This is a genomic window from Flavobacterium sp. YO64 (genome assembly GCF_004119505.1).
GTDB lineage: Bacteria > Bacteroidota > Bacteroidia > Flavobacteriales > Flavobacteriaceae > Flavobacterium > Flavobacterium oncorhynchi.
This window is the reverse complement of the sequence record NZ_NRQV01000003.1, coordinates 41,697-54,190: the sequence shown is the minus strand read 5'-3', so window position 1 is coordinate 54,190 and position 12,494 is coordinate 41,697. Positions and strand designations below refer to the sequence as shown.

Here is a 12,494-nt window from a genome sequence, read left to right as displayed (position 1 = left end):
ATTTTTTAATGCCTTTTCGGTTTGTTTTTCAAACTGGAAACAGATAACTATTGAGAATCCTGCAATTCTCAAAAAAAAATAATTTTTAAAACACACAATGTTTAAGTGCTGAGATTTATTTTTCAGTGTCTTTCATTTTTTCAATAACTAAAATAGTAAGCTTATGTATGTAGTAAAAAGAGATGGTCACAGAGAGCCGGTAATGTTTGATAAGATTACAGAAAGAATCAAAAAATTGTGCTACGGCTTAAATGAGCTTGTAGATCCCGTTAAGGTAGCGATGAGAGTTATCGAAGGATTGTATGATGGAGTTTCGACTTCAGAATTGGATAATCTTGCGGCAGAAACTGCTGCGTCTATGACTATTGCACACCCAGATTATGCACAATTAGCAGCTCGTGTGGCAATTTCAAACCTGCATTCAAATACAAAAAAATCGTTCTCTGAAACGATGAAAGATATGTACAATTACGTAAATCCAAGAAATGGTCAAGATGCACCGTTACTTTCGGATGAAGTATTTAAAGTAATTCAGGAAAACTCTGCTTTCCTTGATTCGCATATCATTTACACTAGAGATTTTAATTACGATTACTTTGGTTTCAAAACTTTAGAGCGTTCTTATCTTCTTAAAATAAACGGAAAAATCGTTGAGCGTCCACAGCACATGTTAATGCGTGTTTCTGTTGGTATTCACTTAGACGATTTAAAATCGGTAATTGAAACTTATGACTTAATGTCTAAAAAGTTCTTTACGCATGCAACGCCAACGTTGTTTAATGCAGGAACTCCAAAACCGCAAATGTCTTCTTGTTTCCTTTTGGCAATGCAAGATGATAGTATCGATGGTATTTACGATACATTAAAACAAACAGCAAAAATCTCTCAATCAGCAGGAGGAATTGGACTTTCTATTCATAATGTTCGTGCAACAGGATCTTACATCCGTGGTACAAATGGAACTTCAAACGGTATTGTTCCAATGTTGAGAGTTTTCAATGATACGGCTCGTTACGTAGATCAAGGTGGTGGAAAACGTAAAGGAAGTTTTGCGATTTACATCGAAACTTGGCATGCTGATATTTTTGAATTCCTAGATTTAAAGAAAAATACTGGAAAGGAAGAAATGCGTGCAAGAGATTTGTTCTTCGCAATGTGGACTTCAGATTTGTTCATGAAACGTGTTCAGGAAGATACAACTTGGACTTTAATGTGTCCTAACGAATGTCCAGGATTATATGATGTTTACGGAGAAGAATTCGAAGCATTGTATATGGATTATGAATTTAGAGGAAAAGGAAGAAAAACAATCCGTGCTCGTGAATTATGGGAGAAAATCCTAGAATCGCAAATCGAGACTGGAACACCATATATGTTGTACAAAGATGCAGCAAACCGTAAATCGAACCATAAGAATTTAGGAACAATTCGTTCTTCAAACTTGTGTACAGAGATTATGGAGTACACTTCTAAAGATGAAATTGCAGTTTGTAATTTAGCTTCAATCTCATTGCCGATGTTTATTGAGAACGGAAAATTCGATCACGAAGCGCTTTACAATGTTACAAAACGTGTAACTCGTAACTTGAACAAAGTAATTGACAGAAATTACTATCCTGTAAAAGAGGCTGAAAACTCAAACATGCGTCACCGTCCAGTAGGATTAGGAGTGCAAGGTTTAGCAGATGCTTTTATTATGCTTCGTTTGCCGTTTACAAGTGATGAAGCAAAAGTTCTAAATCAAGAAATTTTCGAAACATTATACTTCGCAGCTGTAACCGCTTCTATGGAAATGGCAAAAGAAGAAGGACCATATTCAACTTTTGAAGGTTCGCCAATGTCACAAGGAGAATTCCAACACAATATGTGGGGAATGAAAGATGAGGAATTATCAGGACGTTGGGACTGGGCTTCATTAAGAAAAGAAGTGGTGGAACATGGAGTTCGTAACTCATTATTGGTTGCGCCGATGCCAACAGCTTCAACTTCTCAAATTCTAGGAAACAACGAAGCTTTCGAACCATATACATCAAACATTTACACACGTCGTGTATTGTCTGGAGAGTTCATCGTAGTAAACAAACATTTACTAGAAGACTTAGTGAAACTAGGTTTATGGAACGAAGATTTGAAACAAGAAATCATGCGTCATAACGGATCAGTTCAAAATATTGATGTTATTCCGCAAGACTTAAAAGATCTTTACAAAACAGTTTGGGAAATGTCGATGAAAGATATTATCGATATGTCTCGTCAAAGAGGTTATTTTATTGATCAATCACAATCGTTGAACTTGTTTATGCAAGATGCCAACTATTCTAAACTTACGTCAATGCACTTCTATGCTTGGCAGTCAGGTTTAAAAACAGGAATGTATTACCTAAGAACAAAATCGGCAGTAGATGCAATTAAGTTTACTCTAAACAATGATAAAAAAGAAGAAAATGCACCAGCGGCAGTTGTAGAAACTGAAGCTATCAGTGTTGAGGATTATAAAGCAATGCTGCTAAAAGCACAAGCTGGAGATCCTGAGGATTGTGAAATGTGTGGGTCTTAATTTTTTTTAGAGGAAAGAGAATAGAATAAAGAAGAAAGATTTATATCTTTAATTTTATAGAAAGCAGTTATTGTAATGATAACTGCTTTTGTTTTTTGGAGTTTTTTTTCAATTTAACTGGCTTTTAAAATACTAAAACATAAATGATGAAGAAGATAATTTTATTGAATGTGTCTATTCTTTGCATCTTGAGTTGTAATAATAAATCTGTAGATTCTCTAGATAATCAAAAATATATTGAGGCTAAAAGTAGCTTTAACAGAAAGCTTATTGATCACTTTCCTAAAAAGGTGACATCATATCCATTTCAAACTGTTAATAGCAAGAACATATCAAAGAATGATGTTCGTTTTATGTTATATGAACATGAGAAAGATCTAAAAAATGTAGATTCAGTTGTTAGAAGTTTGGAAAAGAAATCATTGGCTAAGTATAGTTCGAATGATTCGTGTTTGTTAATTGTCAATCGTTTTGAAACACTTAAAACTTACGAAAATGTTGAAGATGTTGCTATTACTGATAGTGCTAAAATAAATCAAGATTGTTTTAGGAATTTGTATCCAATACCTAATTTTATAGAGAATGAATTTTCTAAGGGAAAGAATGGAATTTATTTAGAGAATAATTTTGATATTTATGTTTTAGAGGCTAAAAAAGGGAATTGGTTTAAAGAATTTAAAATGATACCAAATCCCCAAATGCCAGCAAATTGGAAGAATGGATACTCAAAAGGAATAGCTGTTAACAGAGGAAAAAAAACGTTGATTTATTGGGGTGTTATCTGGTAGTATTTTCAAAGTATTATTGTTATTCGGCTTTTTTAGAAGCTATTTTCTCTTTAATCAGGACTGTTTAATTTCTTGAACTTATAAATAACTTTCCGGAATCATATTATAGGGGTGGATTTTAATGCATTCTTCGCAATAATAATCGTCGGTTTTATTATTGACAATATCGTGATAAATTCCCCGTTTTAATTATTACCAAAAACTTTTTCAAAACTTAGCACCTTAGCATCTAAGAATCTCAGAACCTTTCTCGAAATTAAACCTTTAGGAGAAAGTCGAGTCTTATTTCTAAACAAATTCCTGTGTTATGAAAAAAAGCAATCTTTGGTCGTTACGGTTGGGTTTTTCTGGAAAAGAATCCGCTGCAATAGAAAAATTAGGATTAGAAAAATTTCTAAAACATTCCTATAGTTCAAAATTCGACACGCAACTTCCCGCTTTTTTAAACGATGATCCTAAAACACTACTAGAGCTCAAAGAACTTCGAGAATCTATAAAAACCGCTGATTCAGAAGAGAAAAAGAAAGCTCTTAAAAAAGAAATCTACTCTGCAGTTGAATTAAAAAAATGGTGGATTGGTAAAATGCGTAACGATGAATTTCCATTACGCGAAAACATGGTTTGTTTTTGGCACAATCATTTTGTTTCCACTTCTCAAAAAGTAAAAGTCAATTACTGGATTTACCAACACAATATGATTTTACGCGAACATGCGTTCGGGAATTTCAAGGAGCTGACCAAGCAAATCATAAAATCGAATGCAATGGTGAAATACCTTGATAATGTAGATAATAAAAAAGGAAAATACAATGAAAATTTAAGTCGTGAATTGCTTGAATTATTCACGATCGGAATTGGAAATTATACCGAAAGCGACATTAAAAATGGAGCAAGAGCTTTGGCAGGATTAAATTATGGAGACGATGGTGCAGTTTACAGGCGTTTTGCTGAAGATAATAGCGATAAAATTTACTTTGGAAAAACCGGAAACTGGAAAGCAGATGATTTAGTTGATATTATTTTTGAGCAGAAAAACATACCGTATCTCATCACTCGAAAAATACTAGAATGGTTTATTTATGATAATCCGTCAGAAGATTTGGTGACGTATTATGGTGATTATTTTAGAAAGGTAAAGTTTGAAATTCAACCTTTATTAACTAAAATTTTTAGCGAAGAATACAAAAAGGAAAATTCAGGAACAAAGATCAAAGATCCTCTGGTTTATATTTTGCAGCTTTTGGATGAATTACATATCGATGATCTGGACGATGCTATGATTCTGTTTTTTATTAAGCAGCAAGGAATGGATTTGTACAATCAGGTAAATGTAAAAGGATGGGGCGGTGGGAATTCCTGGCTGACTTCGCAAATTTATTTACAACGCAACAATACATCCGATTTGCTTTGCAGCGGAAGAAGTATTACTAGAAAAGTGTTAAATACGATGAATTCTGATACAGAAAAACCAAAATTAGAATTTGAAAAGCTCAACATAAAGATAGATTTTGATTCTAATGGAAATAACAAAACGATTATTGCTGAATTGTCGAACAGATTGTTATTTAATGTAAACGATGCCACGCAAAAAGATATGGAGAGTTTGCTGAAATATGATTTTGATCCAAAAGAAACGCACGCCAATTTCGCTGTAATAAGACTCTTTGATTACATTACAAAACTACCCGAATATCAATTAATTTAGAAAACTGCAGTTATGAACAGAAGAAATTTTCTAACGCTTACAGGAACTTTTACCGGTGGAATGCTGGTGCTTCCTGATTTTTTACATGCTTTTGGCTCGCAGAATAATTTGGTAATCGGCGAGCAGTGTGTTGTGTTTGTGCAATTGAATGGTGGGAACGACGGATTGAATACCTTTATTCCTTACGATAATTCATTGTATTATGATCTGAGAACAAAAATAGCTTTAAGTAAAGATGTAGTTATTGGTAAAAATAAAGGAATGGCGTTTCATCCATCCTTAAAAGATTTTGCTCAAATGCAGCAAAACGGAGATTTAACCGTAATTCAGAATGTTGGATATCCTGAGCCTATTCGTTCTCATTTTCGCAGTCAGGAAATTTGGCAAACCGCAGCAGACTCAGATAAATATATTAACGAAGGCTGGTTAGGGCGTTATCTAGACTTGCAGTGTAACGGACATCAAGCAACTGCGGGAATAAATTTGGATTCGATCGATAATCTGGCTTTAAAAGGAATGGAGCCAAATTCAATAACCGTAAAAGATCCAAACCGATTTAAAGTAAAATCAGATAAAGAAGAAAATGTAACCTTGTCAGACAATCCGCAATTGGATTTTGTTCGAAAAATCGCCAATTCTGTTACCGAAGGATCGGATGAAATTCAGAAAGCTTTGGCAAAATCAAAATCTGAAATTAGTTATCCAAAAACAGAATTATCCAAAAATCTGGAATGGATTGGGCGATTAATAAAAGGGAATCTAAATTCAAAAGTATATTACACTTCGCTTGGCGGATTTGATACGCATGACAATCAACTTGCCATACACGAGAAAAAATTAACTGATTTAAATGATTCGTTATATAGTTTTTATCAAGATTTGAAACAAGCACAGTTATTGCAAAATGTTACAATAGTTGTTTTTTCAGAATTTGGACGACGAGTAAAAGACAATGGAAACGGAACAGATCACGGAACTGCTGCGCCGATGTTTATAATTGGAGGTAATAATAAAGGAACAGTTTTAGGGAATAATCCCGATTTATCTAATTTGGATAATGGCGATTTAAAACATGAGATTGATTTTAGAAGTGTCTACGCTTCATTATTACAACAAAAAATGAATTTTGATTATTCTAAAATTGGGATAAAGAATAAGCCTGTGTCTGGGTTGTTTTGAGAATAGTTTGCCACGAATTACACAAATTTTCACGAATTTTTATTTTGTTTTTTCTGTATAATAAATTTATAAGTTAGATTTTAAAAGGTATGATTTGTGGAAATTTGTGTAATTCGTGGCAAAAAAACGTAGCGTCTCAGCATCTCAGAACCTTAGAACCTCAATTTAATATTCTCATTTTAAACGGATATTTTTATATTATCATACAAATCATCCTAAATTTGTTAAGAAATCCCTTTTTGTTTCATAAAATGCAATCTTTTTTTTGGTGCAGTAAAAATAATTTATACATTCGCAGAGAATTTATTTAAAAACACAAACAAAATGGCAAGTAACCGTTTTTATTTTAGCAACTCTTTTTATTTCTTCTTTAGTAGAAGTGAGGATTGTGCTATGGTTATTTGAGAAAATTTTAAGACAAATAAAACTAATATACAATCCTGATGCAAATCAGGATTTTTTTTTGAATATATGACAACGAAAATTGCAATACAAGGTATCAAAGGTTCTTTTCATCATCAGGTTGTAAAGGAGTATTTCTCTGAAAATGTGGAAATTGATGAGTGTTTGTCTTTTGAAGAATTGATTGACAGCCTGCTTTCTGGAAAATCTGATCAAGCTGTTATGGCGATCGAAAATTCAATTGCGGGGCCAATTATTCCGAATTATGCTTTGATTGATAAGAATAATTTACACATTATTGGAGAGCATTATTTAAATATTCAACAAAATTTAATGACTTTAAAAGGTCAGAAAATGGAAGACATAAAAGAAGTTCATTCGCACCCAATGGCACTTTTGCAATGCATGGATTTTCTGAAACAATATCCAAATATCAAATTGGTTGAGGATAAAGATACTGCCGAAACAGCAAGAAGAATTCAGGAAAAACAATTGACTGGTATTGCTGCAATTGCAAGTGTAACAGCTTCTGAAATGTATGATTTGGATATTATTGCATCATCGATTCAAACGATTAAAAATAATATGACTCGTTTTGTAATCATTAAAAAGCAAAATTCATTTTTGCCGGAAAGCGAAATCAACAGAGCCTCTGTAAAATTTGAATTGGATCATAAAAGAGGAAGCTTAGCAGCGGTTTTAAATGTAATGAGTGACTGCAAGCTGAATTTGACAAAAATCCAGTCGCTTCCAAAAATCGAAACACCTTGGAAATATTCATTTTTCGTAGATGTAACATTCGAGAAATACGAAGATTTTGCAAAAGCCAAAGCGTTATTAAATATAATGGCAGAATATTTTAAAGTCTTAGGAGAATATAAAAATACAAAACCTTTAAGCGAGGCTTAGAGATGGAAAGTTGATTTTTGATTTAAGATTAACGAATTAAGATTTTAGATTGTCAGGCAGAGCGAAGTCGAAGCCAGCTCCAATTGGAAAGCCCTTCGACTCCGCTCAGGGTGACAAGTCTTAAAGTAAAGAAAAGAAAGCATATAGCTTGCGGCCTAAAGCCTAAAGCATTTTTTAATAAAAAACAGAAATGATTACAACAGCAAAACGATTAGACACAGTTGAAGAATACTACTTCTCATCAAAATTAAGAGAAGTTCGTCAGTTGATGTCTGAAGGAAAATCGATCATCAATATGGGAATTGGAAGCCCTGATTTGAGTCCGTCAAAAGCAGTAATTGAAGCAGTCGCTGCCGCAATTCAAGACGAAAACGGGCATGGTTATCAAAGCTATCAGGGATTGCCAGAAATGAGACAAGCGATGGCCGATTTTTATAAAGATCAGTTTGGTGTTGAAGTGAATCCGAATAATGAGATTTTGCCTCTGATGGGTTCAAAGGAAGGAATCATGCACATTTCGTTAGCGTTTTTAAATGAAGGCGACCACGTTTTAATTCCGAATCCAGGTTATCCAACTTATACTTCGGTAACTAATTTGGTTGGAGCAGTTCCGGTTTATTATGATCTGAAAGAAGCAAATGCATGGGAACCGGATTTTGAAGCTCTTGAAAAATTGGATCTTTCGAAAGTAAAAATTATGTGGCTGGGATATCCGCACATGCCAACAGGAGCGAGAGGAAGTTTAGTGTTATTTGAAAAATTGGTTGCTTTTGCTAAAAAACACAACATATTATTGATCAACGACAATCCGTACAGTTTTGTTTTGAATGATAATCCGATGAGTTTATTGCAAGTTGAAGGCGCGAAGGATGTGGCTTTAGAATTGAATTCGCTAAGTAAAACGTTCAACATGGCAGGCTGGAGAGTCGGGATGGTTTTAGGAAATCCTGAAATTATCGATGCGGTCCTAAAAGTAAAAAGCAACATGGACAGCGGGATGTTCTACGGAATTCAGAAAGGTGCAATCGCCGCTTTAAATTGTGATAAATCCTGGTTCGAAGATCAAAACAAAATTTACAGACGCCGAAGAGAACTAACAGAAAAATTAGCTGAAAAGTTAAACTGTAAAGTGTATAAAGAAGGAGTTGGACTTTTTGTTTGGGCAAAATTGCCAGAAGGAATCGAATCAGCGGAAAAGTTCATTGACGAAATATTATATGAGAAACATATTTTTATTACACCGGGAACCATTTTTGGTAGCAACGGCGAAGGTTATATCAGGTTCTCATTGTGTGTGAAAGAAGAAAAAGTACAAGAAGCGATAGATCGATTTTAGATTTTAGAATGTAGATTTTGGAATGTAGATTTTGGAATGTAGATTTTGGAATGTAGATTTTAGAATGTAGATTTTAGATTTTTTCGCCACAGTTTGTCATTTCGACGAAGGAGAAATCTCCACGAGAAACTCGACAAAGATTTGCTTTACGGAGCTACTTGCGAAGATTTCTCCTTCGTCGAAATGACAAAAAGACGGAAAAAGTAAAAGGTCTTGAAAAAAACGAGAAGCCCTAGCCCTGATAGAAGTGGAAATCCTTTTGCGCCGGGGTTCGGCGGAAAAGATTGAAACGGATAGCAGGAAATAGCTTCTAATAAAAAGAAATATGAAAGTATACGTAATAGGAATAGGATTAATAGGCGGTTCGATGGTGCTGGACATCAAAGACCAACATCCTGATTCGACGATTTTTGGAATCGACAGCAATGAAAAACATTTGCAGGAAGCCATTGATTTAGGAGTTATCGACGAAGCAGGAAGTTTTGAAGATTTGGCTGAAGCCGATTTTGTAATCGTTTCGGTTCCGGTGGATGTGGCGCTTACGGTTTTGCCTAAGGTGCTGGATTCGGTTGGAGATAAAACGATTGTTTTTGAGGTTGGATCGACGAAAAAGCCAATTTGTGATGCCGTTGCCAATCATCCGAAAAGAAGAAATTTTATTGCCACGCATCCGATAGCAGGAACGGAGTTTTCAGGACCTTCGGCGGCGATAAAAGGGTTGTTTAAAGGAAAAACAAACATTATTTGCGAAGTGGAAAAAACCACTTTTAAATTGCAGGAAAAGGCGTTAAAGCTTTTCAGCGAAATCGGAATGAGGATTCGATATATGGACCCAACTTCGCACGACAAACACATTGCTTACGTTTCGCATTTGTCGCACATCAGTTCGTTTATGCTCGGGAAAACGGTAATGAATAAGGAAAAAGACGAACAGGATATTTTTGATATGGCGGGTAGTGGATTTGAAAGTACCGTTCGTTTAGCAAAAAGTTCACCGGCAATGTGGACGCCAATTTTTAAGCAGAATAAAGAACATGTTCTGGAAACATTAGAAGAATATATCTCAAATCTCAGTCGGTTTAGGGATTTGTTGAAAGACGAAAATTATAATGCCATTTTTGAAGAAATGGAAAGCACAAATAAAATAAAAGAAATACTAAACGGATTAACAACAACTAAAAAGTAAATTAGAATTAAGATGGAAAATAAGAAAGAAATGAGAAAGTGGTTAGAAGATTTCAATTTAAATCACCCACTTGTGATAGCTGGACCATGTAGTGCAGAAACGGAAGATCAAGTATTGAAAATTGCTCATGAATTGAAAGATTCAAAAGTAAGTGTTTTTAGAGCAGGAATCTGGAAACCAAGAACACGTCCAGGAGGATTTGAAGGTGTTGGAGAAATTGGATTAAAATGGTTGCAAAAAGCAAAAGCTGAAACTGGTTTATTAATGGGTACTGAAGTTGCAACTGCAGCTCACTGTAAACTGGCTTTAGAACATGATATCGACGTTTTATGGGTTGGTGCTCGTACAACTGCAAACCCATTCGCAGTTCAGGAAATTGCTGATACTTTGAAAGGAACTGATAAAATCGTTTTGGTTAAAAACCCTGTAAACCCAGATTTAGCTTTATGGTTAGGTGGTGTTGAGCGTTTGCACATGGCTGGAATTGAGAAATTAGGAGTTATTCACAGAGGTTTCTCTACTTACGAAAAAACAAAATACAGAAACATTCCAGAATGGCAGATTGCTATCGAATTGCAAAATAAATTCCCTGATTTACCATTAATCATTGATCCATCTCACATTACAGGAGATCGTAAAATGATTTTCGAAGTAACTCAAGAGGCTTTAGATTTGAATTACGACGGTATGATTATCGAAACACACATCGATCCAGACAACGCTTGGTCTGATGCTGCGCAGCAAGTTACTCCAGATGTTTTGAAACAAATCATTAAAGATTTGACGATTAGAAAAACGGATGATACTACAGATGAGTACAGCCAAAAAATGACAAAACTAAGAGCTAACATCGACGTACTTGATGCTAACTTATTAGAATTGTTAGGAAAACGTATGAAAGTTGCTGACGAAATTGGTCAAGTGAAAAAAGACGCAAACGTAGCGATTCTTCAAAACAACCGTTGGAACGAAATCTTAGGAAAAATGATTTTGGAAGGTGAGAAAAAAGGTCTTACTGAAGAATTCGTTTTAAGAATGTTTAAAGCAATTCACCAAGAAAGTATTGGTCACCAAGAGAAAATTTTCAACGCATAATTTTTTTCAAAATATACAAGTGATATAAGATAACTTGAATTTAACCAAAAAGGTGTTGCAAAGTTTTATTATGTCACACGTTTAAAAGTAGATTGTTTTTTTATATTAAATCCCCATTGCTTTCGAGCTTTGGGGATTTTTTTTTGATTCTTTTAAATGGTAAATAAATCTGCTAATCTGCAAAATCTGATCATTAAGATGATACGATTTAAGAGTTCTTATATTGTACTGATTAATTCAAATCGAATGCGGTATGTTTGATGTACTTTCTATCGTAAGTATATAAAACATGTACTTTTTTATCAGTAGTCTGGATGATTGCTGGGTAGCTGAATTCGCCTTTTTCCTGTTTTTCCAAATCAAATAATTTTTTCCAGTTCAGACCATCTTTTGAATATTCTACGTCCAAAATATTTCTTCCGTTAAACCAGTCTTTTCCTTGCGGTAAGGGATTGTTTACCAATAAAAAAAGGTTTTTATTTATGGTTAAAGCATCTATTCCTGAATTAGAATTGATTACATTGATTGTATTGGTTCTTATCCAGCTTTTTCCGTTATCTCCAGACCAGCTTGAAACTATTTTATTGTGTTTGCTTCGTGATAACATCTGAATATCAGTCGCACTATGAATTAAAAATGTCGGTTGAATAGCATTAAAGTTCTGATTGTTTTCGACCGCTATTTTCTTCCAAGAATCAGTTGCTTCTGTGTATTCTTCAACATGGATTCTCCATTCGTCAGTGTTAACGCTTTCTGTACTGCTCCCGCATAAAATTACTCCTGGAATAGTTTCAATTGGTTTATTACGAATTGGACCGTAAATTCCATCTGGAAGGTATTTTGGTTCTCCCCAAGTTGTTCCATTATCTTTGGAAACAATCATAGCGCCAAACCATTCTCTTGGATTTTTTCCTACTTTGTAAAACAAATATAAATTCTGACTTTTAGCTTTAAAAAGAACAGGATTCCAGCAAGGCAGTGTATCAGTACCTTTTATTAAGGGCTGAATCAATTCTTTTGGTGCCGACCATTTTTTTTCTTTATAAGCTGAAATATAAATTCCGACATCTTTTGATCCTTCATATTTTCCTCCAAACCAAGCAGCTAAGATCTCATTTGGCTTGTATTCCACTAAAGTTGATGCGTGGCTGTTTGTCGTCACGGGTGGATCTGCAATATAACTGCTTTCTATATTAATTGCTTTTGTCTGTGCTTTCAATCCGTTAGAAACAAGAAAGGTTACCAATAAAGCTGTTACAGCACATTTTGTTTTCAATATCATTTTATTCTTTTTTTGAGATGTAATAGAAAAATGATGCAGATTTTTAAAACCATCA

At 34.3% G+C, this 12,494-nt stretch carries 9 protein-coding genes; 8 read left to right on the top strand and 1 reads right to left on the bottom strand.

The genetic code is table 11. The annotated features are described in order from the left end of the window. Positions 1 to 163 precede the first annotated feature (163 nt). The 8 genes from BOW57_RS02830 (at position 164) to BOW57_RS02795 (ending at position 11,157) form a co-directional block, all read left to right on the top strand. Positions 164 to 2,557: a ribonucleoside-diphosphate reductase subunit alpha gene (locus BOW57_RS02830; protein ID WP_129052979.1), complete on the top strand. Its 2,394-nt coding sequence runs from the start codon at positions 164 to 166 to the stop codon at positions 2,555 to 2,557. A gap of 146 nt (positions 2,558 to 2,703) precedes the next feature. Beyond that, positions 2,704 to 3,345 carry a hypothetical protein gene (locus BOW57_RS02825; protein ID WP_164973659.1) on the top strand — a complete coding sequence of 214 codons (642 nt, stop codon included), beginning with the start codon at positions 2,704 to 2,706 and terminating at the stop codon, positions 3,343 to 3,345. A 307-nt stretch (positions 3,346 to 3,652) separates the two neighbouring features. Beyond that, the gene (locus tag BOW57_RS02820; RefSeq protein ID WP_129052977.1) at positions 3,653 to 5,050 is read left to right on the top strand and encodes a DUF1800 domain-containing protein; all 1,398 of its coding nucleotides are present in this window, start codon (positions 3,653 to 3,655) and stop codon (positions 5,048 to 5,050) included. A gap of 12 nt (positions 5,051 to 5,062) precedes the next feature. Continuing rightward, positions 5,063 to 6,229 (top strand): DUF1501 domain-containing protein, encoded by a 1,167-nt coding sequence (locus BOW57_RS02815; RefSeq protein ID WP_129052976.1) that lies wholly within the window; start codon positions 5,063 to 5,065, stop codon positions 6,227 to 6,229. Positions 6,230 to 6,700: 471 nt separating this feature from the next. Next, the gene (locus BOW57_RS02810) at positions 6,701 to 7,540 is read left to right on the top strand and encodes a prephenate dehydratase (RefSeq protein WP_129052975.1); all 840 of its coding nucleotides are present in this window, start codon (positions 6,701 to 6,703) and stop codon (positions 7,538 to 7,540) included. A 190-nt stretch (positions 7,541 to 7,730) separates the two neighbouring features. Then, the gene (locus BOW57_RS02805; RefSeq protein ID WP_129052974.1) at positions 7,731 to 8,876 is read left to right on the top strand and encodes a pyridoxal phosphate-dependent aminotransferase; all 1,146 of its coding nucleotides are present in this window, start codon (positions 7,731 to 7,733) and stop codon (positions 8,874 to 8,876) included. A gap of 325 nt (positions 8,877 to 9,201) precedes the next feature. Then, positions 9,202 to 10,062, top strand: a complete 861-nt coding sequence (locus tag BOW57_RS02800) for a prephenate dehydrogenase (RefSeq protein WP_089054267.1) — start codon at positions 9,202 to 9,204, stop codon at positions 10,060 to 10,062. A 12-nt stretch (positions 10,063 to 10,074) separates the two neighbouring features. Continuing rightward, positions 10,075 to 11,157 carry a bifunctional 3-deoxy-7-phosphoheptulonate synthase/chorismate mutase type II gene (locus tag BOW57_RS02795; protein ID WP_089054266.1) on the top strand — a complete coding sequence of 361 codons (1,083 nt, stop codon included), beginning with the start codon at positions 10,075 to 10,077 and terminating at the stop codon, positions 11,155 to 11,157. A 232-nt stretch (positions 11,158 to 11,389) separates the two neighbouring features. Here BOW57_RS02795 and BOW57_RS02790 read toward each other — a convergent pair whose 3' ends face one another. Continuing rightward, positions 11,390 to 12,439: an exo-alpha-sialidase gene (locus BOW57_RS02790; protein ID WP_129052973.1), complete on the bottom strand. Its 1,050-nt coding sequence runs from the start codon at positions 12,437 to 12,439 to the stop codon at positions 11,390 to 11,392. Positions 12,440 to 12,494: the final 55 nt, after the last annotated feature.

Excerpts from the sequence above, each read along its gene's own strand:
- BOW57_RS02800 (WP_089054267.1), top strand. The coding sequence starts at position 9,202 with ATGAAAGTATACGTAATAGGAATAGGATTAATAGGCGGTTCGATGGTG.
- BOW57_RS02815 (WP_129052976.1), top strand. The coding sequence starts at position 5,063 with ATGAACAGAAGAAATTTTCTAACGCTTACAGGAACTTTTACCGGTGGA.
- BOW57_RS02790 (WP_129052973.1), bottom strand. The coding sequence starts at position 12,439 with ATGATATTGAAAACAAAATGTGCTGTAACAGCTTTATTGGTAACCTTT.
- BOW57_RS02795 (WP_089054266.1), top strand. The coding sequence starts at position 10,075 with ATGGAAAATAAGAAAGAAATGAGAAAGTGGTTAGAAGATTTCAATTTA.
- BOW57_RS02810 (WP_129052975.1), top strand. The coding sequence starts at position 6,701 with ATGACAACGAAAATTGCAATACAAGGTATCAAAGGTTCTTTTCATCAT.
- BOW57_RS02825 (WP_164973659.1), top strand. The coding sequence starts at position 2,704 with ATGAAGAAGATAATTTTATTGAATGTGTCTATTCTTTGCATCTTGAGT.
- BOW57_RS02805 (WP_129052974.1), top strand. The coding sequence starts at position 7,731 with ATGATTACAACAGCAAAACGATTAGACACAGTTGAAGAATACTACTTC.
- BOW57_RS02830 (WP_129052979.1), top strand. The coding sequence starts at position 164 with ATGTATGTAGTAAAAAGAGATGGTCACAGAGAGCCGGTAATGTTTGAT.
- BOW57_RS02820 (WP_129052977.1), top strand. The coding sequence starts at position 3,653 with ATGAAAAAAAGCAATCTTTGGTCGTTACGGTTGGGTTTTTCTGGAAAA.